The following is a 26,535-nucleotide window of genomic DNA, read 5'->3' as shown; positions in this document are numbered from 1 at the left end:
TTGCGTGGACGCCAGCCCCGGAATGACGCGGGGCGGCGATGTCCGCCTCGCGCCGGTGTGATCTCGCTGATCGCGCGCGCCGCTCCCCCGCGCCGCGAAGCTCCAGCCGAAACCGGCTTCGGTTTTGCCGCAGCATGGGGTGTTTTTCAGCGCTCCCCAAGTATTAGGACACCTTTACTGACCTGATTTCCGTACGACTACGGGATCGAATTGCGATGGGTCAATCAACCAAATCTTAGCGCGGCCGGGCGAGGGTGAGCCATTGCTCGTACCGCAGATGGACAATGCTGAACGCATGGCGAAGGCTGGCCGGATCGCCGGGATCGTCCGTCACGATCCTTGGCATGCTGTTTTCGCTCGTTGTCGTCGCTCTGTTTCTCGTTGATCTGGGCATCCGCTATCGAGAAGCGGTCGCATCGGCGAAAACCGACGCGCTCAATCTCTCGGCCATTCTCGCCGAGCATGCCGCGGTGACGTTCGAAGATATCGATCGTGTGCTGCTGGAGGCGCAGGCGATCCGCAAGGACGCTTTGTCCGGAAAATACGCCGATCCCGGTGCGGCCAATCTCGCGTTGCGTCAACTGGTCAGGAGCTCGTCGATTCTCGTCGCGGTCGGCTGGACCGATGCCTCCGGCGCGGTCGTTGCGCATTCCTACGATCACGCGCTGCCGCGCAACAACATCTCCGACATGTCCCACTTCATCGCGCAACGCGATGGCGCCGGCACCGGATTGTTCGTTGCGCCACCCTATCGCTCGGCAGGCGGCGACAAATGGTTCAGTGCGGCGTCACGCCGGTTGAACAACCCGGATGGGAGCTTTGCGGGCGTCGTTACTGCGCCGCTGGATCAATCCTTTCTCCTCAAGATCTATCGCAAGATCGATTTGGGCCCGGACGGCTCGGTGGTCCTGCTCCATCGCACCGGACGGGTCCTCGCGCGCGTACCGGAACAGAAGGATGTCCTGGGCAAGTCGGTCGCCGGCGGCCCGCTGTTTACCCAGTATCTGCCGGTCTCCGAGGTGGGCTCATACGAGCTCACGAGCCCCATCGATGGCGTCGCGCGCATTGCAGGGTACAAGGCCGTGTCCGGCCTGCCGCTGGTTCTCATTGTGACTTACACGCGTAGTCACGTGTTGCAGCCGCTGTACCGGCATCTCTACACCTTCGGTCCGCTGGCTGCCGCGATCGTCAGCATTATTCTGATCGGCACATTCCTGCTGCGGCGGCAAACGAACGCGCTTGCGGCTGCGAGTGCTCGGTTCGACGCAGCGTTGAGCAACATGCCGCATGGGCTCAGCATGTTTGATGCCGACGAGAGGCTATTGGTCGCCAACAGCCGTTATCGCGAGATGTATGATCTCACGGAGTCGCAGGTCGAACCTGGAACGCCGCTCAGCAGCATCGTCGGCCACTACAAGGCGACGGGAGCCGAACTGGATGCGGAGGAATTCCTCGAGGGGGCCAAGCACCGGGCGCAGCGGATATTCACACTTGGCAACGGCCGGATCATCTCGATCCTGCGCACGCCCATGGCCGACGGCGGCTGGGTCGCGACTCATCAGGACATCACCGAGAGGCGGCGAGACGAGATCCTGCTGGCCGAAAATGCCGCCGAGCTGAAGCTCATCAATGCGCGGTTCGATGTCGCCATCAGCAACATGAACCAGGGACTGTGCCTGTTTGACGCCGACAAGAACCTGGTCGTCTCCAACAGCCGCTACCAGCAGATGTACGATCTGCCGGACGAACTGGTGCGGCCCGGCACGCCGCTGCAACGGATATTGCAGCACTATGCGGATCGCGGCGAAACGAGCTCCCTGACGGTCGGCCAGCATGTCCAGATCATGCCGACCCAGCGACAGCAGGAATACGCGCTGAAAGACCAGCGCCAGATCCTGATCCAGCGCAAGCCGCTGCCGGATGGCGGCTGGGTCGCGACGCACGAAGACGTTACTGAGCAAAAGCGCGACGAGCGGTTGCTGGCACAGAGGGCCGCGGAGCTTCAGGCGATCAACGTCCGCTTCGACGCCGCCCTCAACAACATGTCCCAGGGGCTCTGCATGTTCGATGCGGACCAGCGGATCGTGGTCTCGAACGCGCGCTATGCCGAAATTTATCATCTGAGCGGCGATCAGATCGGGCCGGGTACTTCGCTGGCGCAGATTCTCGAATATCGCCGCGAAAAAGGCACGCATTTTGCCGACGTCGCGCCGGATGTCTATCTCAGCCAGAACGTGAAGCAGCTGAGCGAGATCCGGGAACTCGCCGACGGCAGGGTGATCGCGATTGCGCGTCACATGATGCAGGACGGCGGCTGGCTCACGACCCATGAGGATATTACCGAGCGGGCGCGGAACGAGAAGCGCATCGCATATCTGGCGCAGCACGATCTGCTGACGGGTCTTGCGAACCGCGCCGTGTTCTCCGAGAAACTCGACGATGCTGCAAAGCGGTCGCAGCGTCATGGCACGACGTTCACCGTGCTGATGCTGGATCTCGACAGGTTCAAGGCGGTCAACGATACGCTCGGTCACGCTGCGGGCGACCAGTTGCTGATCGAGGTGGCGCGGCGGCTGAGTTCATCGCTGCGGGACACCGATGTGCTGGCGCGCCTCGGCGGCGACGAATTCGCGATCATCCAGGAGAATGAAAAGAACCAGAGCGAAGGCGCGATCGCGCTGGCTTTGAGGATCATCGGCCTGATCGAGCAACCCTTCGATCTCGGCGGTGATCGCGTCAGTGTCGGCACCAGCGTCGGCATCGCCTTCGCGCCGGAGCACGGTGCCGACGCGGAGGCCTTGCTGCAGAAGGCGGATGTGGCGCTTTATGCGACAAAATCCGCAGGGAGGAATGATTTCCGCATCTTCCAGCCCGAGATGACGGAGGCGGCCGACACACAGAAGTCGATCGAAGGTGAACTGCGCGAGGCAATGGCGCGCAACGAGTTCGAGCTGCACTACCAGCCGGTGATCGATGCCGGAACGCGCGCGATGACCGGCCTGGAATGCTTCGTGCGCTGGCATCACCCGTCGAAGGGCGTGCTGGCGCCTTCGCAGTTCCTCGATGTCGCCGAGCAGGCCGGATTGATGGTGCCGCTCGGTGAATGGATCTTGCAACAGGCCTGCCTGGACGCGGCTGCCTGGCCGGCGCACGTCAAGGTCGCCGTCAACATGAGCGCCGCCCAGTTCCACAGGAGTAACGTGCTCGACGTCGTCCTGTGCGCGCTGGTCGAGTCGGGGTTGTCGCCCGAGCGTCTCGAGCTCGAAATACCCGACGTTGCGCTCCTGGAGGGGAATCTGCCGGCTCATCTGCTCACGGTCCGGCAGCTCAAGAACCTCGGCGTCGGCGTCGTCCTCGACAATTGCGGCGTGGGTTATTCCGCGGGGAGCTACCTCCAGAGCTTCCCGTTCGACAAGCTCAAGATCGACCGGACGATCGCGCAGGGCTGCGCAACGCGAAGGGACTGCGCGGCGGTCGTCGCCTCTGCCGTCGCATTGGCGCGCGGTCTCGAAGTCGCCACGGTGGCCAAAGGGGTCGAGAGCCGTGCCCAGTTCGAGGCCCTGCAAGCGGCGGGAGTGGACTTCGTCCAGGGATATCTGTTCGGGCGGCCGGTGCCGAACGCCGAAGTCAGTTTCGATTCGCCGTTGCCGGCGCGAAACGTCGCGTGATCTCATGACCTCGGTCGAAACACAGGCAACTCAATCTCCGGGATACGCGAGATGAATTTGGAAAACGGCCTGATCGATCAGCTCGAGATCGCACTGGCGAGCCGGGAGCTGTCGAAGCGCGCCGAGCTCCTGCGCCAAGTCGCCGATCTCTTCGTGTTCGGTTCGGGCAAGTTCACCGACGAGCAGATCGATCTGTTCGATGAGGTGATGAGCACGCTCCTCAAGAATATCGAATGCGCCGCCCGGGCGACCTTCGGGAGCCGGCTTTCCAGATTGCCTGACGCGCCGCGCCGGACGATCCGCTTGCTGGCGTTTGACGACGCGCCCGAGGTGGCGGCGCCGGTCCTGGAGCACTCGCCACGGCTCGACGAGGCGAGCTTGGCGGAGAATGCGCGGACCAAGAGCCAGGATCACCTGCTGGCCATCGCCGGCCGCAGCCGGTTGACGGAACCCGTCACCGATGTCCTCGTCGAGCGCGGCAACATCGAGGTCGCCGTGCGGACCGCCGGCAACGATGGGGCCAGCTTCTCGCCCCAGGGAATTTCCAGGCTCGTCAGGCGGGCGCGGGACAATGGTGCGCTCGCCATGTGCATCTGGGCTCGCCCCGATATTCCGCGCGAGACCCTGCTGAAATTGTTCGTCCATGCATCCGAGATGGTGAGATGCAAGCTGGAGGCGGCCGACCCCCGCCAGGCAGCCCTGATCCGAAGCGCCATTGCGGAGGGCTCCGACGAGCTTCAGACGATGGCGCGGGCAGGTTCGAGCGAGCATGCCCGGGCGTTGGCCGAGGTGAGGTCCCTGCATTCGGGCGGCCAGCTCGACGAGGCACAGGTGCTCGGCTTCATCGGCGAGCGAAGTTTTGACAAGACTGCCGTTGCCCTGTCGCTCATGAGCGATCTGCCGATCGGAGCGATCGAGCGTGCGCTGGTCCGCTCCGAGCCCGAGCAGATTCTCATTCTCGCGAAGGCCATCGGTCTATCCTGGGACACGACGAAGGCGATCTTGACGTTTCAGCCCGGCTCGGTCCACGAGGCGAAAGAACGCTTGGAGCAGTGCTTTGCGAGCTTCCTCCGGTTGAAGCCGAATACCGCGAAGGCTGCGCTTCAATTCTACCGGCTCCGCGAGCGGGCGGGCCAGGGTTCTGTCCACTAGCGCGGCCAAACCAAAAATTAATCGCTCATCCGGTATATTCGAACCGAGGTGAGGTGGGACGTCTCGCCGCTCGCATTCTTCGCAAGCTTTGTTGCTTCATTCAAACTCTTCGATGCCTGAAGCCCGCGCTCAAGACGAAGAACTGACGCTTAAAGCACATTCTTGGCCGCGCGTCGTTTCTGCAATCCTTTCTCCCAGCGTCCGAACCGCAAAACCCGAGCGACTTCAGAGTCAAGGATTCGGCTCTTCATCTGTATTTTGATCGCGCAGTAATCCTTGCAGCGCGACGTTGGCGTGTCGCTTCATCCTAAGAATCGACATTGGCTGCACCTTCTTGCGGTGCCTGGCTCGTGCAAAAATCGTCATCGGTGCGCCCGTTGAGAACCAGACAGCATTGCGCACAGGTGCCTACCTCCTCCATGATCGCGGCGAATCGAGGGGGAAAAGACCATGCGCTCTGTCGTCGTCACCGGCGCGTCCACCGGCATCGGCTGGGCCATTGCGAAATTCCTGATCGGGCGCGGCTATCGTGTCTTCGGCAGCGTCCGCAAGCAGGCCGACGCCGATCGGCTCAAAGGCGAGTTCGGCGCCAATTTCACACCGCTGCTGTTCGACGTCACCGACGAGGCCGCCGTGCTGGCTGCCGCGCGAACAGTGCGCGAGGCGCTGGGCGGCGAGACGTTGGCGGGCCTCGTCAACAATGCCGGCATCGCGGTCGCCGGTCCCGTCCTCGAATTGTCGGCGGATGATTTCCGCCGGCAGATGGACATCAACGTCATCGGCCCGGTGATCGCGACGCAGGCTTTTGGGCCGCTGCTCGGCGCCGATCCGTCGCTGAAGGGGCCGAAGGGGCGGATCGTGATGATCAGCTCGGTCGCCGGCAAGAACGGCAATCCCCTGTCGGCGCCCTACTGCACCTCCAAGCACGCCATCGAGGGCCTTTCGGAGAGCCTGCGCCGCGAGCTGATGCTGTTCGGCATCGACGTGATCATCGTCGCCCCCGGCGCGGTGAAGACGCCGATCTGGAGCAAGGCCGAGCAGATCGATCTCTCCGTCTACCAGAACTCGCCCTATCTGCCGGCGCTCAACAAGGTCATGGCGTTCATGATGGAGCTCGGCGCAAAGGGCCTGCCCGCCGAGCGGATTGCGGAGGTCGTGTTCGAGGCGTTGACCGCCGCAAGCCCCAAGGTGCGCTACCAGATCACGCCGGACCGGCTGCGCCATCTGGTTGGGGCCGTGCTGCCGAAACGGACGCTCGACCGCATCATCGCCAAGCGGCTCGGGCTCCTGCCGCAGGGCTGAGCCCTGTGCTCAGCTTGCCTCGACCGTCCGTCCGCGCGGATCGGCGGCCATCGCGATCAAGCGCAGTGCCATCACGATCAGCAGCGGGATGAGGAAGGCCGCATAGAGCGGCATCGCCGGCACCCGCATGCCGAACGACACCATGAACTGGAACCAGAGATAATAGCCGCCGACGAGGTGCAGCGCGCGCCAGGCGCGCGGCCCGAGCAGCGCGGCGGTGCGGTCGAACGAGGTCGCGGCCATGGCGATGATGACGGCATAGCCGATGCCGCCGAAGATGAAAGAGGCGGCAGAGGTCGCCTCTGCGAAGCCGGCCGGATCCATCTTGGCAAACACGACGATAGCCACCGCATGAATGGCGTGGGAGGCCGCAAAGCTGAGACCCAGATAGCGGCGGTTGCGGCGCTGCCAGCGCGTCCATGCATTGGGCCAGAGCCGCGCCAGCGCCGCGGCGCCGAAGGCGAGGCAGAACAGGAGCAGCGAGCTTCGTGCCGTGAAGCGGATCACCATCCGCACGCCCTCGACCTCGAACTGCCGCATCGAAGCGATCCACAGGCTCAGGATGATCAGACTCAGGGTAAGGACGGCAAGCAGCCGCCAGCCTTCGAACCAGCTTTGACGATGCGACATGGTGGTCCCCTCCATTATGTAATCATCGATTACATTCCGGGGAGGGGGATATCGCCAACGGTGTAATCGCTGCTTACATTCACGTTCGGGTGATGCTAGAACAGCTTCATGCCCACCCGTCCGACGTCCAAGCCCCGCACCCGCCGCGGGGCGGCCGAAGCCCGGTCCTATCACCATGGCGATCTCCGCCGCGTGCTGATCGATGCTGCACTGCAACTCGCAGCCGAGGGCGCCGAGGTCTCGGTTCGCGAGGCAGCACGCCGGGCTGCGGTGTCGCCGGGGGCGCCGTTCCGGCACTTTCCCAGCCGCGATGCGCTGATGGCGGCGGTGGCCGAGGAGGCGCAGCGCCGCTTTCGCACCGAGATCGAGGCGGCGCTGGGCCAGGCGTCGCCGGCCGACCCGCTGGCCCGCTTCCGCGCCTTTGGCCTCGCTTACCTGCGCTGGGCGATGCGCAATCCCGCGCATTTCGAGATCATCTCCACGGGGCGCTACTTTGCCCATGGCAGCTCGGCGGAACTGACGCGCGACAATGCCGAGATCATCGCGCTGACCGAGCGGGTGCTGGCCGAGGCGGCCGAGCAGGGCCTGCTGCGGTCGGACGATCTCAAGCGCGTCCAGATCGCAGGCCGCGCCCTGGTCTATGGCTTGGCCCGGATGAATCTCGATGGACACTTCCCGCGCTGGGGGGTGGAGGAGGGCGAGATCGAGCGGATGGCGGAAGGGGTGATCGACCTGTTCATCGCGGGGATCGCCAAGCCCTAGCGCAGCGACCGACCTTGCCCGACCTAATGGCGAGGAGATGGAGCTGGCCGTGCGGCACATTCGCCGCCCGCTAACATTAAGCGAAGGTCGGAGCGCGGCCTGCGTTGCTTGTCCGTGACCGTTCAATTACAGTTTTATGACACGGTGCAGGCTTTCCGGCTGCGCCGAGCGCCGCAGGCCGGCCCGACGGCTCGGCATCACCGCGCCGGACCAGCTGTTGCGTGTCGTCGATGGCGTCCGCGCCGAATCCAGGTCCCTCTGCCGCCACCGCCGTGCTGGCCAGCGTCGCCGCGCTCGGAATCTGGCGCTTGCTCGCGGTCGCCGCGCCGCATCTCGCAGCGCTCGCGCTGATGTACGAGACCGAGACCGATTTCGGCTCGCGGCTGTCTTTCGTGCTGGCCTGGGGCATTCTCAACTTCTTCTGGATCACGCTGCTGCGGCGGCCCGCACTCTCGGGCGCGCTGTCGTTGACCATGGTCGTGGTGCTGGTGCTGCTGTCGCGGCTCAAGCACGACGTCGTGCAGATGACGGTGAACTTCATCGACCTGATGATGATCGACCGCGACACCGTCGCTTTCCTGTTCACGATCTTCCCGAACCTGCGCTGGTCGGTGATCCTGGCCGGCCTCGTCACGCTGCCGCTGATGTATGCGCTATGGTGGCTCGACCCGTTCCGCATCCGCCGCCTGCCGGCGCTTGCCTCCATGCTTGCCTGTGTCGCCGCACTGGTCGGCTATTCGCTCTATCATCCGGACGAGGCCTGGCGCGGCTATTACGACGACGGCTATCTCTCGAAATTCTTCCGCTCCGGCGTCAGCGCGGTCTCCGACTTCGCGCAATACGGTTTCATGGAGTCGGCCGCTTCGACCAACGAGCGTCTCAACATGCCGCTGATCGACGCCTGCCATCCCGCGGGCCGCCGGCCGAACATCATCATGATCCATGATGAGTCGAGTTTCGACATCCGCGCCGCGCAGGGCATCAAGGTGCCGCCGGGCTATGGCAGCCACTTCGAATCCTACGACGGCCGGCAGCGCAGCTTTCTCGCCGAGAGCAATGGCGGCCCGAGCTGGTTCACCGAATACAACGTGCTCGCAGGGCTCTCGTCGCGCTCGTTCGGCCGCTTCGCCTATTTCGTGACGCGCATCGCGACGGGCCGCGTCGAGCGCGGCCTGCCGCTGGCGCTGCGTCGCTGCGGCTACGACACCATGTCGCTCTATCCCGCCTTTGGCGCGTTCATGAGCGCGCGCAGCTTTCAGCTGACCACCGGCATCGAGCGCTTCTATGACGCGAAGGATCTCGGCGCAAAGGACGTCGAGCCGGACGGTTTCTTCTACGACAAGGCGCTCCAGTTGATGGGCACGCGGACGCCGAACAAGCCGCTGTTCACCTTCATCTATCTCGGCGCCAATCATTTCCCCTGGGAGACGCGCTTCCGCCCCGAACTGCTGCCGAACTGGCGCGCGCCGGGCAACACGCCCTCCATCGACGAATATCTGCGCCGGCAGGCGATGAGCGCCGAGCAGTACAAGACCTTCATCGCCGGCCTGAAGAAGACGTTTCCCGGCGAGCCGTTCCTGATCGTGCGCTACGGCGATCACCAGCCGGAATTCGCGCCGCAGATCCTCGAGCCCGGCCTCGACGAAGGCGCCATCGGCAAGAGGCTCGACGCCTACGATCCGCGGCTCTATGCGACCTACTACGCAATCGACGCCGTCAATTTCGAGCCGGTGAAGAGCGATGCGGTGATGGACACGGTCGACGGTCCCTATCTGCCGCTGGTCATCCAGGAAGCCGCCGGCATTCCGCTCGACCCGTCCTTCGCCGCGCAGAAGGAGATCATGCTCCGCTGCAAGGGCATCTTCTACGGCTGCAACGACGGCGCCGAGGCGCGCCGGCTCAACCGGCTGCTGATCAATGCCGGGATGATCCGGGGGCTTTAGCGGTTCTGTTGGAGCGCCCATGCCTCTCCAATGTCGTCCTGGCGAAGGCCAGGACCCATACCGCGTGATCTATCAATTGAAGCGCGCTGCTAGTACCGCCCACATAACCGAGCCTTGGGGTAATGGGTCCTGGCTTTCGCCAGGACGACACCGAATGATTGGCGCAGCCCTACCGCCTGCCCACCTTCTCCCATAGCCACTTCGCCACCACATCCGGCGATGAAGTCGCGTCGTTGCCGGCGGCGCGCAGGTTTGCCTCGCGCATGGTGGCGATGTCGATCTTGCCGAGTAGCGGTTTGAGCGCCGCCTGCAACCGTTCGTCGCCGGCGCGTTTCGGCGCGAGCAGCAGGATCGCGTCGTAGGGCGGGATGGCGTGCCTGGGATCATCGAGCACCACGAGATCGTATTTAGCGATCAGCCCGTCGCTGGTGTAGCCGGCGATCACGTCGACCTCGCCGCCCGCGACCGCCGCATACATGAAATCCGGCTGCATCTGGCGTTGCGCGCGGAACTGCAGTCCATAAGCCTTCTGCAAGGCGGCCCATTCGGGCCGCGAGAAGAACTCGTAGTCGCCGGCGATCGACAGCTTCGATGCATGCGCGGCGAGATCGGCGATGCTACGGATCCCGAGCGCCTCGGCGCGCTGCTTCGGCATCACCAGCGCATAGGCATTCTCGAAGCCGAGTTCACCGAGCAGGGTGATGCTGTCTTTCGCCAGCGCGGTCTTGAGCTCCGCCAACAGCTCAGCGCGCGGCTTGATATCCGTGCGGTGCAACTGGTTGGCCCAGAGCGTGCCGGAATAGTCGACATAGAGATCGATGTCGCCCGCCTTCAGCGCCTCGAAGATCACGCTCGAACCGAGGCCGGAGCGCGCGGTGGCAGTGAGACCGGCCGCCTGGAGGCGGTCCCTCATTAGCGCCGACAGCACATATTGCTCGGCAAAGGTCTTGGCGCCGACCACGTAGCCCGACGACGAACGCCCCATCGAGGGCACCAGCGTTGCTGCCACCAGCGCCAGGATGCCGGCGGCGCCGAACACAGTACGCAGGCGGCTGCGGCGGCGCAGGCCGCTCTCGATAAAGCCGAGCAGTTGATCGACGGTGAGGGCCAGCAAGGCGGACGCAAGGCAGCCGAACAGCACGAACACCCAGTTCTGGGTCTGGAGCCCGGCGAAGATATAGTTGCCGAGGCTGGTCTGTCCGATCGGCGTCGACAGCGTTGCGGTGCCGATCACCCAGACCGCAGCGGTGCGGATGCCGGCCATCATCACCGGCAGCGCCAGCGGCAGCTCGACCATGACGAGCGACTGCCGCGCGGTCATGCCGACCCCCTCGGCGGCTTCGATCAGCGCCGGGTCGATGCCGTTCAACCCGGTGATGCCGTTGCGCAGCACCGGCAGCATCGAATAGAGCGCCAGTGCCAGCATCGCCGGCAGGAAGCCGAACGCGGAGAATGAGACGCCGAACCAGGCGAGCGTCAGGGACGCCGCCGCCAGCAACAACGGATAGAACAGCGCGAGCAGCGCCAGTCCCGGCACGGTCTGCACGATGCTGGCGAGCGCGAGCAGGATGCCGCGCGGCGCCGGACGGTTGCGCGTGAGGATCGCCAGCGGCAGGCTGATGATCAGCCCGAGCGCGAGCGCGGCGAGGCTCACCCGCACATGATTGCCGAGATAGTCGGGCAGATGCGACAGCGCCTCGCCCCAGCGCGGATCGGAGAAGAGGCTCATGCCGCATCGCTCTGCGGCAAAAGCACGTTCAATCGCTCGACCTGGCGCCGCGGCGTCCGCAGCAGCTCCAGCACATAGGCGTCGCTGCTTTTCGAAAGCTCCGCCGGCGTGCCCTGCGCGAGCAGCTTTCCGCCGTGCATCACCGCGATGCGGTCGGCGAGCAGGATGGCCTCCGTCATGTCATGGGTGATCATGATGGTGGTGAGCCCGAGCTTATGATGCAGCGCTCGATAGTCTTCGCCGAGCGCATCGCGGGTGAGGGGGTCGAGGGCGCCGAACGGCTCGTCCATCAGCACGATGCGGGGGCGTGCCGCCAGCGCCCGGGCCACGCCGACACGCTGGCGCTGGCCGCCGGAGAGCGCCTCGGGCAACCGGTCGCGATGCGCGGCCCGGTCGAGCTGCACGAGCTCCAGCAGCTCGTCGACGCGTGTTGCGATGTCCGCCGCCGGCACGCCCAGCAGTTTCGGCGTGATCCCGATATTGTCGGCGACACTCAGATGCGGGAACAGTCCGCCGCTCTGGAAGACGTAGCCGATCCGGCGTCGCAACGCGACCGGATCGACCTCTTGCACGTCCTCGCCGTCGACCGTGATCGTGCCGCCATCCGCCTCGATCAGCCGGTTGGCGAGCCGGAGCAGCGTGGTCTTTCCGGAGCCCGAGCCGCCGACGATGGCCAAGAATTCGCCCTCGGCGATATCGAGCGACACATCGTCCACGGCCTTGGTGGGGCCGAAGCTCTTGGCGACGTGGGAATAGCTGATCATTGGCCTGGAAGGCATCGGGCGGAGGCTCGCTCTTCTCTTACCCTCCCCTCCAGGGGAGGGTAAGGACACGGCAAGACCTATGCGTACCACGCTTGGCGGCTTGATTGAACTTGGCTGCGCGAGAGGCTAAGGCATCGTCCGGGTTCGGAGGAAACACATGACAACGCCCACGGCGGTGGCGCTCGAGGATACCAAGGTCGCGTTCCGGCTGGGGGACGAGCGGGTCTACACGGCGGTCGAGAAGGCGCATCTGGCCGTCGCGCAGGGCGAGTTCGTGGCCATCGTCGGGCCAACCGGCTGCGGAAAATCCACCCTGCTCAACGTCGCGGCCGGCCTGCTGAAGCCTGCCGCCGGCAGCGTCAAGATATTCGACCGGCCGCTCGCGGGGCTGAATCGGGATGCCGGCTACTTGTTCCAGGCCGATGCGTTGTTCCCCTGGAAGACCGCGCTCGACAATGTCGCGATCGGGCTCGAGATCAGGGGCACGCCGCGCGCCGAGGCGCTGCCGCGGGCGCAGAAATGGCTGACCTCGGTCGGCCTGGGTGCCTTCGCCAACCGTTATCCACACATGCTCTCCGGCGGCCAGCGCAAGCGCGTGGCGCTGGCGCAGGTGCTGATCCGCGACCCGAAGATCCTCCTGATGGACGAACCGTTCGGGCCGCTCGATGCGCAAACGCGCCAGGTGATGGGCAACCTGCTGCTCGACCTCTGGAACGCCGACCGCAAGGCCGTGCTGTTCGTGACCCATGATCTCGAAGAGGCGATCGCACTCGCCGACCGCGTCGTGATCATGTCGGCGGGGCCGTCCTCGCGCATCATCGGCGACTGGCGCGTGAGCTTGCCGCGGCCGCGCGACATCTTCGAGGTGCGGCTCGACAAGGAGTTCCATGCGCTCCATCGCGAGATCTGGAGCGTGCTCAAGGACGAGGTGATGAAGGGCTACGCCCAATCCACGCACGCGGCGGAGGCGGTCTGATGTCGCGCGTGACGCTGCTCGCACTGCAAGTCCTGGTCGCCGTCGTCTGCATCGTGCTGTGGCAGGTGCTGTCGACGGTGCCGGTGTTCGGCAAGATCCTGCTGCCGCCCTTCTTCTTCTCCAACCCGGTCGACGTGTTCAGCCAGATCGTCAAGTGGTTTTCGTCCGGCGTGATCTGGAAGCATCTCTGGATCACGCTGGTGGAGTCGCTCCTGGCCTTCGTGATCGGATCGCTCGGCGGCGTGCTGGTCGGCTTCTGGTTCGCGCGCCAGCCGCTGGTCGCGGCGGTATTCGACCCCTATGTGAAGATGGTCAACGCGCTGCCGCGCGTGGTGCTGGCGCCGATCTTCGCGCTGTGGCTGGGCCTCGGCATCTGGTCCAAGGTCGCGCTTGGCGTGACACTGGTGTTCTTCATCGTGTTCTTCAACGTCTATCAGGGCGTCAAGGAGGTCAGCCGCACCGTGCTCGACAACGGCCGCATGCTCGGCATGAGCGAGCGGCAGCTGATGCAGCATGTCTATTGGCCGTCGGCCCTGTCGTGGATGTTCTCCTCGCTGCACACCTCGGTCGGCTTCGCCGTGGTCGGCGCGGTCGTCGGCGAATATCTGGGATCGGCCGCGGGGCTCGGCTATCTGATCCAGCAGGCCGAAGGCATCTTCGATGTCGCCGGCGTATTCGCCGGCATGTTCGTGCTGTCGGCCTTCGTCATCCTGATCGACTATGGGGTGACGCTGGTGGAGCGGCGCTTGCTGGTGTGGCGGCCGACAGCGTTGGATGGACGTGGCTAGCTGTCGCGTTGTCCTGCTGACATTTATGTGATTGACCGGCCGGAATAGAACGCGCGCCCACGCGTCATACCCCCATGCAACCACCTGCATGGGAGTTCAGGATGCACCGGTCACAGTTTCATCGCCTCGTTGCAGCGCTCGCAGGCAGATGCCGATGGCCAAGGCCGGGCCTCGGCATGGCACTCATCGGCGCGCGCATTCTCGTCGCCTTCGCAATTCCTCCGCTCGTATTCGCGCATGAAGCCCATCCGGCCAGCCCGCCGGCTGCGCTGAGCGCGGAGGAGCGTGCATTCCTGGAAGAAAACGAATCCGCCATGGCCAAGATGATGAACGACATGGCGGCCAAGCCGACCGGCGACGTCGATCGCGACTTCGTCGCGATGATGAATCCGCATCATCAGGGTGCGATCGACATGGCGGTCATCGAATTGCGCTACGGCAAGAACGAGCAGTTGCGGCGCATCGCCCAGGAAATCATCGTCGACCAGATGCAGGAGATCGCGGCCATGAAGCTCGCGATCGGCGAACCGGCAACCGATACGACGCCCGCTCCGACCCAGCCGCCGTCCGGCCCCGTTGCAAGCGTCCATCATCACCCGGGCATGCAGATGGACATGTCCGCCGGAATGAAGAAGTAGGAGCCCCACATGAAGACGTCGAGAAGCAGCATCGGGAAGAGCATCTTCCTGGCGGCCACCATGCTTGCAACCGGTTCCGCCGCGTGGGCAGGGCAGGCGCCGGGCGCGCTGTCCGCGCCTGATATTCCGATCAGCCATCACGACCGCGTCTATGCCGCGGAGCAGTTCTCGAACACGGTCTCGGTGACCGACCCGGTCGATAACAAGCTGCTTGGGGTGATCCGGCTCGGCGACCCGCAGCCTGGCAATTTCAGCCCGCTCTACAAGGGCCAGGTTCTCGTGCACGGCATGGGCTTTTCGCCCGATCACAAGACGCTTGCCGTGGTGTCGATCGGCTCAAACTCGGTCACCTTCATCGACACCGCAACCAATGCGGTCAAGCACACGACCTATATCGGACGGTCGCCGCACGAGGCGTTCTTCACGCCGGACGGCAAGGAAGTATGGGTCACCGTTCGTGGCGAAAACTACATCTCCGTGATCGACCCGCGGAGCTTTGAGGAAAAGAGCCGCATCACCACCCCCAGCGGGCCGGGCATGCAGATGTTTTCACCCGACGGCAAATACGCCTACATCTGCTCGTCCTTCAATCCCGAGACCGACGTCGTCGCGGTCGCCGAGCACAAGATCATCGCCAAGGTGAAGCAGGAGAGCCCGTTCTGCCCGAACATCGCGGTGACGCCGGATGGAAACCAGGTCTGGTTCACGCTGAAGGATACGGGCAGGACGCAGGTGTTCAACGCCAGGCCGCCGTTCAACCCGATCAAGACGATCGATACCGGTCCGATCACCAACCACGTCAATTTCGCGCACACTGCCAGGGGGACATTTGCCTACGTCACCATCGGTGGCCTGAACCAGGTGAAGGTGTTCCGCACCGACGATTTCTCGCAAGTCGCGACGATCCCGGTCGGCAATCTGCCGCACGGCGTGTGGCCGTCCGGCGACGGCACGCGCATCTATGTCGGGCTCGAGAACGCCGACGCGCTCGCGGCGATCGACACCGCGACCAACAGCGTGGTGGCGAATGTCCCGATCGGCCAGGCGCCACAGGCCATCGCCTATGTTCCAGGCGCGGCTCCCAATCCGGATGACCGCCAGAACTTGCAGGCCCTCGGCGTTGCCGGCCAGGTCGCTCATCTCGCGCTTGCATCCAGGGACGGTTCGAAGGACGGAAAGGCGCCGACCAGCGTCTCGCTGTTCGACCAGGGCCTGATCCAGATCCTGCAGGCTTCGGTGACGGGACTTGAGCCCAGGCAGAAATATGTGCTGGCGCTGGCGGAACGCAGTGACGGGAGCGGCCCGTTACAGCCATTGGCGGCGTTCATGACCAATCCGGCCGGATCGGCCATCGTCAACGCGGCCGGACCGATCCGGCAGATCGTCGATCAGTCCGCCGTGGCTGGAAAGCGATACCTGGTGATCGCCGCCGGAGACGCGGCCGGGCCCGGCGAGGCGGTCCAGATCGAGACGCAATGACGCACCGTCGGGCGGCAACGAAGAGCAGGCGGAGTGCCTCATGAAGGACATGCTGGTTCAGGTCGAGCCACTGATCCCCGCGCTCCGCCGCTATGCGCGCGCCCTCGTGCGCGATCGCGCGGCCGCCGACGATCTGGTTCAGGATTGCCTGGAGCGGGCCGTCGGCCGCTGGCATCAGCGGCGCGACGGCAGCGTGCGCGCCTGGCTGTTCACGATCCTCCACAATCTGGCGGTCAGTCAATTTCGCCAGACAACAGCGCGGGGCAGGCATATGCCTATCGACGATGCCGGCGAGCGCGAGCTTGTCAGCGCGGCAGCGCAGGAGCAAGGGCTGATCTATCAGGACGTCCTGAACAAGCTTGCGAGACTGCCGCAGGAGCAGCGGGCTGTGTTGTTGCTTGTTGCAGTCGAGGATCTTTCCTACGCCGCCGCCGCGGACGTGTTGAAGGTCCCGGTCGGGACAGTGATGTCGCGCCTGTCGCGGGCGCGGGAGCGGCTGCTGCAGGAGATGGACGGCGTTGCACCGGGGAACGTCGTGGCATTGCGGAGCATGAAATGAGCCAACGGCCGATCACGGAAGATGATCTCCACGCCTTTGTGGACCACGCGCTCGAGCCTGAGCGTCGTGCGGAGATCGCATCCTACCTGGACGATCACCCGGATGTCGCTGGGCGCGTCGCGGCCTTTGCCGCCCAGCGCGAGCAGCTGCGCAGCGCGCTGGCGCCGATCGCCGATGAACCATTGCCGGCCGAGTTGAACCTGTCGCACATGATCGAGAGCCGGAAGCGGCGCCCTTTGCACGCATGGTGGGCAATCGCGGCACTGCTGCTCCTGAGCATCGGCGGTCTCGGCGGCTGGACCATGCGCAGCCTGTTGCAGGATGGCTCGAACGGACTGTCCGCATTGGCGCAGGAGGCGGCCTACTCTTACGGCGTCTATGCGCCGGATCGCGTGCGGCCGGTCGAGATACGTGCGTCCGACAGTGCCGAGCTCACGCAATGGGTCTCCAACCGGCTGAAGCAGCCGGTCAAGGTGCCGGATCTTTCAGTGTCCGGCTATCGGCTAATGGGAGGGCGTCTCGTTGCGACCTCGCACGGTCCGGCCGCGATGTTCATGTACGACGACGATCGCGGCGATCGCCTTGTGGTGCTGACGCGCCCGATGAGCCGCGGTGGACAGGATACGCCGATGCTGCCGCAATCGACCGGTGATGTCGCGGGTTTCGCCTGGGCGGACGGCGGCATGGGCTATACGCTCGTCGGCGAGCTTCCGACGGACACGCTCAAGCCGATCGCGAACGAGATCCGGAAGCAGGCGCGCCCGATCTAGCCCGGACATTCAGTGGACGGGCCCGCGCTTCGGCGCGAGCCCGGCAGCGCGAATGCTCAATCCAGCAGCTTGGTGTCGTCGGGCGTCTGCGGCGGCGTCTTGATCGCGATCGCCTTGACCTGCCCGCTGATCGGCTTGGTGCCGCCGTGCGGCGTGCCCTTCGGGATGATGACGAGGTCGCCGGGCTTCACCGTGACCTCCTTGTCGCCGAGCCAGATCGTCCCGGTTCCGTCCAGGATGTACTGGATCTCGTTGGTGTTGGGATGCATGTGCTTGGGCACATTGCCGACCTGGATCGAGACCGTGGCGCCGTCGGCGCTCGCGAACATTTTTGAGCGGTAGCCGACATTGTTGGCTGGCCCGAGCGCGTCGCCCTCCATTTCGCCGGTGTGGATGATCTGCGCGGTGACGTTCTCGGCGGCCAGCGCCGGCCGGAGCAACTGGTTTGCGCCGCATCCGGCGGCAAAGGCGGCGGCGATCGACAGTCCGGCAGCAAGGCGATTCATGGAAGATTCTCCCCATCAGGAATTGTTCTTGTTTGGGCATGCTATTGCGTCAAAAGGCCGATGGCGAGTCGCACTTAGGCAGTGCTTCTCAAGCCAGTCCTGCTGCTCTATGGTGCCGCCAGCCGAACGGAGGAAACCAATGAAGAACACGATTGCCAGGCTCGCCGGCGCGCTGCTCGCGCTGACGCTCACCACCGGCTTTGCCGCGGCGCAAAGCAAGGTAACCGTCGCGATCGGCGGCGGCGCCTGCCTGTGCTACCTGCCCACGGTGCTTGCCAAGCAGCTCGGCGAATACGACAAGGCCGGCCTCAATGTCGAACTGGTCGACCTCAAGGGCGGCTCGGATGCGCTCAAGGCCGTGCTCGGCGGCAGCGCCGATGTCGTCTCCGGCTATTTCGACCATTGCGTCAACCTCGCCGCCAAGAAGCAGGAGCTTCTGTCCTTCGTGGTCTATGACCGCTATCCCGGCCTCGTGCTGGTGGTTTCGCCGTCGCACACCAACGAGATCAAGTCGGTCAAGGATCTCGCCGGCAAGAAGGTCGGCGTCAGTGCGCCCGGCTCCTCCACAGACTTCTTCCTCAAATACATGCTCAAGAAGAACGGGCTCGATCCCGCCGGCACCGCCGTGATCGGGGTCGGCCTCGGCGCCACCGCGGTCGCCGCGATGGAGCAGGGGCAGATCGACGCGGCCGTCATGCTCGATCCCTCCGTCACCGTGCTCCAGGGCAGCCACAAGGACCTGCGCATCCTCAGCGACACCCGCACCCAGAAGGACACGCTCGAGACGTTCGGCGGCGAATATCCGGGCGGTGCGCTGTATTCGACCGCGGCCTGGGTCAACGGCCACGAAAAGGAAGTGCAGGCGCTCACCAATGCGATGCTGGCCACGCTCGCCTGGATTCACTCGCACTCGCCCGAGGAGATCATGGCGAAGATGCCGGAGGAGATGGTCGGCAAGAACAAGGACCTCTATCTCGCTGCACTCAGGAACACGATCCCGATGTTCTCGGAGACCGGCAGGATGGATCCGAAGGGCGCGGACGCCGTTCTCGCGGTGTTCAGCGTCGGCTCGCCCGACGTGGCCAACGCCAAGATCGACGTCAGCAAGACTTTTACCAACAAGTACGTCGAGCAGGCCAAGAAGACCACGGGGATGAACGCCAAATAATTGACGTGAAGGCGTGGTCATCGGCGTCATGACGTCACCTGTCATTCATCGCGTCACAACGCTCGATCTTGCCGTGCGCCCGATCGTGTGGCCGTTCGCGGAGGAGCGGCGCGCCGAGATCGCGGCGCATTTCGCCGAGATCCAGCGCGAACGGCCGAAGATCTGGAACGGCCGCGTCCTGCTGGGTCGCGATGCCGTGTTCTCGGACGGCCATCTCGCCGCGACCTATTTCGAGACGGATTTCGCAAGCTTCCTCGCCTGGCGCGATTGGGGCTTTCCCGACCCTGCCGTGTTCAACGGTTTTGGCATGGGCGCGCTGCGCGCCTCCGACGGCGCCTTCGTGATGGGCGAGATGGCACACCACACCGCCAATGGGGGGCGCATCTATTTTCCCTCGGGGACGCCTGACCTCGACGACGTCAGGGACGGCGCGCTCGACGTTTCCGGCAGCGTCGTGCGCGAGATTGCCGAGGAAACCGGCCTGAGCGCCGGCGACTACCGGGCCGAGCCGGACTGGCACTGCGTCGTCGCCGGGCCGACGATTGCAATGATGCAGGTGCTCAACCTTGACATGCCGGGCGAGGTGGTTCGCGCCCGGATCGAAGCCAATCTCGCGCGTGAGGCCGAGCCGGAGTTGTCGGCCATTCATCTCGTGCGCGGGATGAGTGATCTCACGCCGTCCATGCCGCGATTTGTCACGGCCTTCGTCGAGCAGCAGTTCGCTTCGCGCTGACGCGCGAGGCTTGACATCGCTTCGCGCAGCCCATGTGATGGGCAAAAAAGCAAAAGCAAGAAGAATGCAATGCACAATCGTCCAGGGAGGTTTTGATGCGCGTGCGCATGGCTGCCCGTTTGGTACGTGGGCTGATGGTCCTAATCGCGGCGACGAGCCTGGCGGCGTCCGCCCAGGCCCAAGAGAAGAAGATCAAGATCGGCGTGGTGTTCGACCTGACCGGCCCGCTCGCGGGCGGCGGCTCCGAACTCAACTATGTCGGCGCAAAAATCATCCTCGACCATTTCGCCAAGAGCGGCGTCGAGGGCTACAAGATCGAGGCAGTCTATGCCGATGCGCAGAGCAAGCCCGACATCGCCATCAACGAATCCGTCCGCCTGCTGGAGCAGGAGAAGGTCGACATGGTGCTCGGCTTCTTCTCGTCGGCGCAATGCGTGCCGGTCGCGGCCCGTGTCGAGCAGCTCAAGAAGTTCATGTGGATGACGACCTGCATCTCGTCGGCCGTGTTCAACGAGAAGGGCTACAAATACGTGTTCCGCCCGCAGGCGAGTGGCGACCAGTTCGGCATGATGACGATGGATTTCATCGCGCAGAATGCCAAGACGAAGTTCGACAAGGAGCCGAAGGATCTGCGGGTCGCCATCATCCACGAGGACGGCGCCTATGGCGTCGACGTCTCCAAGGGCAACGAGGCCGGCGCGAAGAAGGCGGGTTTCAACGTCGTGCTCAAGGAAGGCTATTCGGCGACCGCGCCCGATCTCTCCGCGCTGGTGACCAAGCTGAAGCGCGCCAAGCCCGACGTGATCTTCCACACCGGCTACAATCCCGACATCACGCTGCTGTTGCGCCAGGCCCGCGAGCAGGGCCTGAAGTTCGGCGCATTGATGGGGCATGGTGCCGGCTACGGCGTCTATGAGAAGTTGAAGGAGGGCATGGGCGCTGACGCCACCTACATCTTCAACGCCGATCCGATCTCGATCTGGCTTGCCAACCAGAAGACGATGGATCCAAAGCTGCCCCCTGTGATCAAGATGGTCGGCGAGGAGTTCGACAGGATCAGGCCGGGCGTCGCCATTCGCTCCGCCCATGTCGGCATCGGGGCGTCCAACACCTACGTCTTCATGGCCGACGTATTGCCGCGTGCGATCAAGAAATACGGCGGTGTCGATCCCGATGCGCTGCGCAAGGCCGCGCTCGATACCGATATTCCCGAGGGCGGCACCATGCTCGGCTTCGGCGTCAAGTTCTACGGCGAAGGCACGCCGATGGCCGGGCAGAACGAGCGCTCGTTCCCGGTCGTCATCCAGTATCTAGACGACAAGTCCCATGTGGTGTGGCCCAAGAGCCAGGCGCAGCGCGATGCCGTGCTGCCGCTGCCGAAGGGCACCACCTACAGCAACCAGTAGCGGCGGAGAGCTTCGGTGTTGGAAGTCAGCGGACTGGTGAAGCGGTTCGGCGGCTTCACCGCCGTCAACAACGTGTCGTTCAGGGTCGATCAGGGCGAGATCCTCGGCCTGATCGGCCCGAACGGGTCGGGCAAGAGCACGATCTTCAACATGCTCTCCGGCACGCTGGCGCCGACGTCCGGATCGATCCTGTTCTCCGGGCATGAAATCGCGGGCCTCGCGCCGCACCGGATCATCAACCGTGGCATCGGCCGCACCTTCCAGATTCCGCGGCCGTTCCGCCGCCTGACCATTTTCGAGAACGTGGCGCTCGCCGGCTTCTACGGCCAGGGCCGCCACAGCCGCACCAAGGCAGATGAGGCGGCCGAGCGTGCGCTCGCGATGGTCGGCCTGCCGACCGACCGCCATGCCAGCGTCGACGGGCTGGGAGCGGCCGGCCTGAAGAAGCTCGAACTCGCCAAGGCGCTCGCCACCGCGCCAAAGCTGCTGCTCGCCGACGAGAGTCTCGGCGGCCTCGACGATACCGAGATGGAGCAGGCAGCCGACATGCTGCGAAACATCCGTGACGAGCTCGGCATCACCATCATCTGGGTCGAGCACATCATGGGCGTGCTGATGCGCGTGGTCGATCGCGTGATGGTGCTCGATCACGGCGAGAAGATCTCGGAGGGGCTGCCGAGCGCGGTTGCCGGCGACCCGCGCGTCATCGAGGTCTATCTCGGCACCGATGCCGAGACGACGCAGGCCGCGGCCGCCGAAGCGCGCCGCCGCGCGGGAGGCTAGCCGATGCTGGAGCTTCGTTCCGTCAGCGCCGGTTACGGCACGTTCCAGGCGCTGTTCGACGTCGATCTCGACGTCAAGGCGGGCGAGGCGGTCGGCGTCATCGGCCCGAACGGTGCCGGCAAGACCACTCTCATGCGCGTCATCTCCGGCCTGATCCGCCCGTCGCGCGGATCGATCGCGATGGAAGGTGTCGACGTCGTGGCGACCCCGCCGCACCGGATCGTCAGCCTCGGGATTGCGCATGTGCCGGAGAACCGGCGGCTGTTTCCGCAGCTCACGGTCGACGACAATCTCAAGATGGGTGCCTTCATGAAGGAGGCGCGCGGCCACTATGCCGAGCGGCTGGACGTCGTGTTCGACCTGTTCCCGCGCCTGAAGGAACGCCGCCATCAGATGGCCGGCACTATGTCCGGCGGCGAGCAGCAGATGTGCGCGATCGGCCGTGCCCTGATGTCGAATCCGAAGCTCTTGCTGCTCGACGAGCCATCCGCAGGGCTGGCGCCGGTCGTGGTGCAGCAGGTGTTCGAGCTGGTCAAGCGGATCCGCGCGCGCGGGCTGACCGTGCTGATCGTCGAGCAGAACGTGCAGCAGGTGCTGCGCGTCGTCGACCGCGCCTATCTGATCGAGGCCGGCACGATCAGGGCGTCCGGCACCTCGGCCGAGATGCTGGCGAGCGACACGGTCAAGGAAGCTTATCTCGGAGTGTGAAGGGGCGGGCGAGGGGCATGCAGGCATGCAAGCATTTTTGGACATTTTCGACATCTACCTGCTCGAGGCCGTCATCAACGGCATCCTGCTCGGCGGCGTGCTGGCGCTGCTCGCGCTCGGGCTGAACCTGATCTTCGGCGTCATCGACGTGACCTGGATCTGCTACGCCGAGCTTGTGATGATCGGCATGTACGCCATGTATTTCATCGTGCAGTATTACGGCCTCAGCTACTTCATTGCGGCGCCGTTCACCATTTTGCTCGTCGCGATCCTCGGCGCCGCGCTGCACTACCTCGTGATCGCGCCGCTGCTCACCGCGCCGCCGATCAACCAGCTGCTTGCGACAGGCGGGGTGCTGTTCGTGCTCCAGAGCTTTGCCACCGTCGCCTTCGGCATCGACTTCCGCAATCTCGGCATCCGCCTGCCCGTGCTCGCCTTCGGCGACATGAACTTCAGTTACGCGCGATTGCTGTCCTTTCTGGCCGCGCTGGTCGGCATGGTCGCGGTTTACCTGTTCATGACGCGCACCTTCACCGGCACCGCGATCCGCGCCATCTCGCAAGACCGGCAGATCATGGCGCTGATGGGTGTCGATACGAAGAGAATGTATCTCATCACCTCGGCGCTCGGCGGCGCGCTGGCCGGGCTCGCCGCCTGCCTGCTGGTGCTGCAATATGACGTGCATCCCTTCGTCGGCCTCTCGTTCGGGCCGATCACCTTCCTGATCTGCGTGCTCGGGGGCTTAGGCAATTTCATCGGTGGCTTCATCGCCGCCTTCGTGTTCGCCGAGATCATCTCGCTCGGCGGCCTGTTCTCCGACCTCGAATGGGGCTACGTGCTCGCCTTCGCCTTCTTCATCGTCATGATGTTCATCCGGCCCGCGGGCCTGCTTGCGAGGCGCCGATGATGGGGCAGGGCCGGCTTGTGGCGTGGGCGGCGGGACTGGCGGCGCTGATCGCGCTGCCCTTCGTCTATCGCGATCCCTATCACCTGCATATCCTCGTGCTGATCCTGATCTGGTCGTTCGCCTATACGTCCTGGTCGATGATGGGACGGTTCGGCCTGGTCTCGCTCGGCCATGGCGGCTTCATGGGGATCGGCGCCTATGTCACCGCGCTGCTGTGGAATCATCTGGGCTGGTCGCCCTGGATCGGCATTCCCGTCGGCATGGTCGCAGCCGGCGCGCTGGCGCTGATCGTCGGCTATCCCTGCTTCCGCTTCCGCATCACCGGGCACTATTTCGTGCTGGTGACGCTGGCGCTGTCCGGCATCGTGCTCCAGGTCATCACGGCCACGCGCGACTACACCGGCGGCTCGCTCGGCTACACGCCGAACCGGGCGTCCGGCAACAAGCTGCTGGCGCTGCAATTCGACGACAAGACGACCTGGTACCTGATCGCGCTTGGGGTCTGGCTCGTGGGCATCATTGTCTGGCACCTGATCGACCGCAGCATGAGCCGTTACGCGCTGGAGGCGATCTCGGAGGACGAGGACGCCGCTGCCGCCGCCGGCGTCAACGTCACCGCGGAGAAACTGAAGATCACGCTGATCAGCGCGCTGATGACGGCGCTGGCGGGCGCGATCTATTGCCAGTACCAGATGTTCATCACGCCCGACACGGTGAGCGGGATCGCGGTCTCGCTCCAGATGGTGTTCGCGGCCATCGTCGGCGGCCTCTTCGTCTCGCTCGGCCCGACCGTCGGGGCCGTCATCACCATCCTGCTGGCGGAGACCCTGCGCATCGGCTTCGGCACCAAGGCGGTCGGCTGGGACAACCTCGTCTACGGCGTGCTGCTGGTGCTTTTCATCATATTCCTTCCCAAGGGCATCCTTGGTAGCGTGCTCGACCGATTGAAGCCGCAACGCAAGGTGTCCCCGCGCTCATGAGCAAGAAGCCCTCGAAACCGCTCGCTGACCAACTCGATCCTTTCATCACGCCGTTCCGCTATGACGGATCCGGCAAGTTTCGCCTCAAGGCGCACAAGACCGACGAGAAGGGCGGCCTCGACAAGGAAAAGGCGCAGGTCATCCTCGACGCCAACAAGCAGCGTCTCGTCGAGTTCCAGGAGAGGCTCTACGCCCAGGACCGCTGGTCGCTGCTGATCGTGTTTCAGGCCATGGACGCCGCCGGCAAGGATTCCGCGATCAAGGCGATCTTCGAGGGCATTAATCCGCAGGGCTGCGAGGTCCATGCCTTCAAGGCGCCGAGCAGCAAGGAGCTCGACCACGATTTCCTCTGGCGTCACGCCGTCGCCCTGCCGGAGCGCGGCCATATCGGCATCTTCAACCGCTCCCATTATGAGGAATGCCTGGTGACGCGCGTGCATCCGGAGATCCTCGCCAAGGAGAAGCTGCCGCCAAAACTCGTGACCAAGAACATCTGGAAGGAGCGGTTCGAGGACATCTCCGCCTTCGAGCGCTATCTCTCGCGCAATGGCACGGTGGTTCTGAAGTTCTTCCTCAACGTCTCCAAGGAGGAGCAGCGCGAGCGTTTCCTCGACCGGCTCGAGGATCCGTCCAAGCAATGGAAGTTCTCCATGGACGACATCAAGGAGCGCGCGCTGTGGCCGCGCTACCAGGCGGTGTACCAGGACATCGTCCGCCACACGGCCACGCCCCATGCGCCATGGTACGTCGTGCCCGCCGATCACAAATGGTTCGCGCGTGTCGTCATCGGCTCGGTGATCAACGCGGCGCTCGAGCGGCTGGATTTGCGCTTTCCACGCGCCGACAAGGCCTCGCTGGAGGAATTCAAGGAAGTGCGCAAGGCGCTGGAGCAGGAAGGGAAGGGAGGCAGGAAACGGGCGCGGTGACGGGTAACGGAACCAGGAACCAGAAGAGCGTCAACTTCGCGCTGCAGGGCGGCGGCGCGCACGGCGCCTTTGTCTGGGGCGTGCTCGATCAGGTGCTCGAGGACGGAAGGCTCGCGATCGAGGCGATCAGCGCCACCAGCGCCGGCGCGATGAATGCGGTGGCGCTGGCCTCCGGCATGGCCAATGGCGGGCCGGATGCCGCGCGGCAGAATCTGCACGCGTTCTGGCACGAGGTGTCGCGGATGGACCTGGTCTACGACCTGTTCTCGCCGCTCAACCAGTGGATCCAGGCGCTGAAGCTGCCGCCGGAATATCACCCGGTCCACGCCTTCATCCACACCCTGACCCATACGGTCCCGCCGAACCTGCTCAATCCCTTTCATTTCAATCCGCTGAGGTCGCTGCTGCAACGCGTGATCGATTTCGATCGGCTCAATTCCTCGCCGGACGCGCCGCAGCTCTTTCTCAACGCCACCAATGTCCGGACCGGCAAGCTCAAGGTGTTCCAGACGCCCGTGCTCAGCCCGGACGCCGTGCTCGCCTCGGCCTGCCTGCCGCCTTATTTCCAGGCGGTCGAGATCGACGGCGAGCACTATTGGGACGGTGGCTATCTCGGCAATCCCGCGATCTATCCGCTGATCTATCGCAGGGGGAGCCACGACGTGATCATCGTCCAGGTCACCGCGATCCGGCGCGACGAACTGCCGGCGAGCGCGGCGGACATCCTCCACCGCATCAACGAGATCAGCTTCAATTCATCGCTGATGCGCGAAATGCGCGCGATCGCCTTTGCCACGAAGCTGATCGACAATGGCGAGCTCGACAGCAACAGGCACAGCCGCATGTTCATGCACTGGATCGGCAACGACCAATTGATGTCGCAGCTCGGCACCGCCACGCAGTTTCATCCCGAATGGAGCCTGTTGTGCCGGCTGCGCGACGATGGACGCGAGGCGGCGCGAAGCTGGCTGGCGCAGAATTTCGACCGGGTCGGCACTTGCTCCACGGTCGATCTGACCGACATGTTTCTTTGACCCAAGTTTCTTTGACTTAAGGCCGGCAATGAGCGCGGCGAACTGCATTGAGTTGCAGGCCCGTCGAAGCCGGAAATCCATGATCCGTTGTGTCGATGCGCGCGGAACTCGCACTTTCAATTGTGATCGTTGGGCCCTTGATCCCGCTTGACACTTTTGTGTCACGGGAGGACCATCCCGATGGTCGCGAAAAGCGACGCGTAACGTCCACCTCATGAGCAAGG

23 protein-coding genes and 1 pseudogene are annotated in these 26,535 nt (G+C 64.5%); 20 read left to right on the top strand and 4 right to left on the bottom strand.

Features of this window, described 5'->3' with window-relative positions; all coding sequences use genetic code 11:
- The first annotated feature begins 344 nt into the window (after window positions 1-344).
- From ACXJMY_RS13855 to ACXJMY_RS13845, 3 genes are all read left to right on the top strand, one after another.
- Window positions 345-3,668, top strand: a complete 3,324-nt coding sequence (locus ACXJMY_RS13855) for a bifunctional diguanylate cyclase/phosphodiesterase (RefSeq protein WP_456619893.1) — start codon at window positions 345-347, stop codon at window positions 3,666-3,668.
- Window positions 3,669-3,719: 51 nt separating this feature from the next.
- Window positions 3,720-4,820: a DUF2336 domain-containing protein gene (locus tag ACXJMY_RS13850; protein WP_456619892.1), complete on the top strand. Its 1,101-nt coding sequence runs from the start codon at window positions 3,720-3,722 to the stop codon at window positions 4,818-4,820.
- Window positions 4,821-5,270: 450 nt separating this feature from the next.
- Complete coding sequence (locus ACXJMY_RS13845; protein WP_456619891.1) at window positions 5,271-6,122, top strand: SDR family oxidoreductase; 852 nt, start codon at window positions 5,271-5,273, stop codon at window positions 6,120-6,122.
- 9 nt (window positions 6,123-6,131) lie between these two features.
- Here the strand turns inward: ACXJMY_RS13845 and ACXJMY_RS13840 are convergent, their stop codons facing one another.
- Window positions 6,132-6,752 (bottom strand): hypothetical protein, encoded by a 621-nt coding sequence (locus ACXJMY_RS13840; RefSeq protein ID WP_456619890.1) that lies wholly within the window; start codon window positions 6,750-6,752, stop codon window positions 6,132-6,134.
- A gap of 108 nt (window positions 6,753-6,860) precedes the next feature.
- On the opposite strand from ACXJMY_RS13840, the gene ACXJMY_RS13835 reads away from it, so the two are divergent.
- The gene (locus ACXJMY_RS13835) at window positions 6,861-7,514 is read left to right on the top strand and encodes a TetR/AcrR family transcriptional regulator (RefSeq protein WP_456619889.1); all 654 of its coding nucleotides are present in this window, start codon (window positions 6,861-6,863) and stop codon (window positions 7,512-7,514) included.
- A 230-nt stretch (window positions 7,515-7,744) separates the two neighbouring features.
- On the top strand, window positions 7,745-9,457 hold the full coding sequence (locus ACXJMY_RS13830; protein ID WP_456619888.1) for a sulfatase-like hydrolase/transferase: 1,713 nt from the start codon (window positions 7,745-7,747) through the stop codon (window positions 9,455-9,457).
- 169 nt (window positions 9,458-9,626) lie between these two features.
- On the opposite strand, the gene ACXJMY_RS13825 is transcribed toward ACXJMY_RS13830, so the two are convergent.
- Window positions 9,627-11,186 carry a glycine betaine ABC transporter substrate-binding protein gene (locus tag ACXJMY_RS13825; RefSeq protein ID WP_456619887.1) on the bottom strand — a complete coding sequence of 520 codons (1,560 nt, stop codon included), beginning with the start codon at window positions 11,184-11,186 and terminating at the stop codon, window positions 9,627-9,629.
- Entirely contained in the window at window positions 11,183-11,965 is a 783-nt protein-coding gene (locus tag ACXJMY_RS13820) for an ATP-binding cassette domain-containing protein (RefSeq protein WP_456619886.1), read from the bottom strand. Before ACXJMY_RS13820 ends, ACXJMY_RS13825 begins: the two co-directional genes overlap by 4 nt.
- A gap of 142 nt (window positions 11,966-12,107) precedes the next feature.
- Here ACXJMY_RS13820 and ACXJMY_RS13815 point away from each other — a divergent pair, with 142 nt between their 5' ends.
- The 6 genes from ACXJMY_RS13815 (at window position 12,108) to ACXJMY_RS13790 (ending at window position 17,160) form a co-directional block, all read left to right on the top strand.
- Window positions 12,108-12,926: an ABC transporter ATP-binding protein gene (locus ACXJMY_RS13815; protein ID WP_456619885.1), complete on the top strand. Its 819-nt coding sequence runs from the start codon at window positions 12,108-12,110 to the stop codon at window positions 12,924-12,926.
- Window positions 12,926-13,714: an ABC transporter permease gene (locus tag ACXJMY_RS13810; RefSeq protein WP_456619884.1), complete on the top strand. Its 789-nt coding sequence runs from the start codon at window positions 12,926-12,928 to the stop codon at window positions 13,712-13,714. The genes ACXJMY_RS13815 and ACXJMY_RS13810 overlap by 1 nt, the downstream gene beginning before the upstream one ends.
- A 176-nt stretch (window positions 13,715-13,890) precedes the next feature.
- The gene (locus ACXJMY_RS13805) at window positions 13,891-14,352 is read left to right on the top strand and encodes a DUF305 domain-containing protein (protein ID WP_441232493.1); all 462 of its coding nucleotides are present in this window, start codon (window positions 13,891-13,893) and stop codon (window positions 14,350-14,352) included.
- Window positions 14,353-14,361: 9 nt separating this feature from the next.
- A complete protein-coding gene (locus tag ACXJMY_RS13800) occupies window positions 14,362-15,831 on the top strand; it encodes a YncE family protein (RefSeq protein ID WP_456619883.1) in 1,470 nt (489 codons plus the stop codon).
- A gap of 40 nt (window positions 15,832-15,871) precedes the next feature.
- Window positions 15,872-16,390, top strand: coding sequence for a sigma-70 family RNA polymerase sigma factor (locus ACXJMY_RS13795; protein WP_456619882.1), 519 nt, complete (start codon window positions 15,872-15,874; stop codon window positions 16,388-16,390).
- Window positions 16,387-17,160: an anti-sigma factor family protein gene (locus tag ACXJMY_RS13790; protein WP_456619881.1), complete on the top strand. Its 774-nt coding sequence runs from the start codon at window positions 16,387-16,389 to the stop codon at window positions 17,158-17,160. Before ACXJMY_RS13795 ends, ACXJMY_RS13790 begins: the two co-directional genes overlap by 4 nt.
- A gap of 56 nt (window positions 17,161-17,216) precedes the next feature.
- Here the strand turns inward: ACXJMY_RS13790 and ACXJMY_RS13785 are convergent, their stop codons facing one another.
- Window positions 17,217-17,666, bottom strand: coding sequence for a cupin domain-containing protein (locus ACXJMY_RS13785; RefSeq protein ID WP_456619880.1), 450 nt, complete (start codon window positions 17,664-17,666; stop codon window positions 17,217-17,219).
- A 139-nt stretch (window positions 17,667-17,805) separates the two neighbouring features.
- On the opposite strand from ACXJMY_RS13785, the gene ACXJMY_RS13780 reads away from it, so the two are divergent.
- The 9 genes and pseudogenes from ACXJMY_RS13780 to ACXJMY_RS13740 all read left to right on the top strand — a co-directional run bounded on the left by ACXJMY_RS13780 (window position 17,806) and on the right by ACXJMY_RS13740 (window position 26,311).
- Complete coding sequence (locus tag ACXJMY_RS13780; RefSeq protein WP_456619879.1) at window positions 17,806-18,834, top strand: ABC transporter substrate-binding protein; 1,029 nt, start codon at window positions 17,806-17,808, stop codon at window positions 18,832-18,834.
- Between the two features lie 28 nt (window positions 18,835-18,862).
- Complete coding sequence (locus tag ACXJMY_RS13775) at window positions 18,863-19,567, top strand: NUDIX hydrolase (protein ID WP_456619878.1); 705 nt, start codon at window positions 18,863-18,865, stop codon at window positions 19,565-19,567.
- Between the two features lie 95 nt (window positions 19,568-19,662).
- Window positions 19,663-20,973, top strand: a complete 1,311-nt coding sequence (locus ACXJMY_RS13770) for an ABC transporter substrate-binding protein (protein ID WP_456619877.1) — start codon at window positions 19,663-19,665, stop codon at window positions 20,971-20,973.
- 15 nt (window positions 20,974-20,988) lie between these two features.
- Window positions 20,989-21,756 (top strand): ABC transporter ATP-binding protein, encoded by a 768-nt coding sequence (locus ACXJMY_RS13765; protein WP_456619876.1) that lies wholly within the window; start codon window positions 20,989-20,991, stop codon window positions 21,754-21,756.
- Between the two features lie 3 nt (window positions 21,757-21,759).
- Window positions 21,760-22,464 (top strand): ABC transporter ATP-binding protein, encoded by a 705-nt coding sequence (locus ACXJMY_RS13760; protein ID WP_456619875.1) that lies wholly within the window; start codon window positions 21,760-21,762, stop codon window positions 22,462-22,464.
- A gap of 25 nt (window positions 22,465-22,489) precedes the next feature.
- Entirely contained in the window at window positions 22,490-23,371 is an 882-nt protein-coding gene (locus ACXJMY_RS13755; protein WP_027547894.1) for a branched-chain amino acid ABC transporter permease, read from the top strand.
- Window positions 23,368-24,379, top strand: a pseudogene (locus ACXJMY_RS13750) (branched-chain amino acid ABC transporter permease). The gene ACXJMY_RS13755 and the pseudogene ACXJMY_RS13750 overlap by 4 nt, the downstream one beginning before the upstream one ends.
- Entirely contained in the window at window positions 24,348-25,277 is a 930-nt protein-coding gene (locus ACXJMY_RS13745; RefSeq protein ID WP_456619874.1) for a polyphosphate kinase 2 family protein, read from the top strand. Before ACXJMY_RS13750 ends, ACXJMY_RS13745 begins: the two are co-directional and overlap by 32 nt.
- Window positions 25,274-26,311: a patatin-like phospholipase family protein gene (locus tag ACXJMY_RS13740; protein WP_456619873.1), complete on the top strand. Its 1,038-nt coding sequence runs from the start codon at window positions 25,274-25,276 to the stop codon at window positions 26,309-26,311. Before ACXJMY_RS13745 ends, ACXJMY_RS13740 begins: the two co-directional genes overlap by 4 nt.
- The last annotated feature ends 224 nt before the right edge of the window (window positions 26,312-26,535 follow it).

It is taken from the genome of Bradyrhizobium sp. P5_C12, assembly GCF_054049735.1.
Note: the sequence above shows the minus strand (reverse complement) of the source record. Positions and strands in the feature narration are given on the sequence as shown.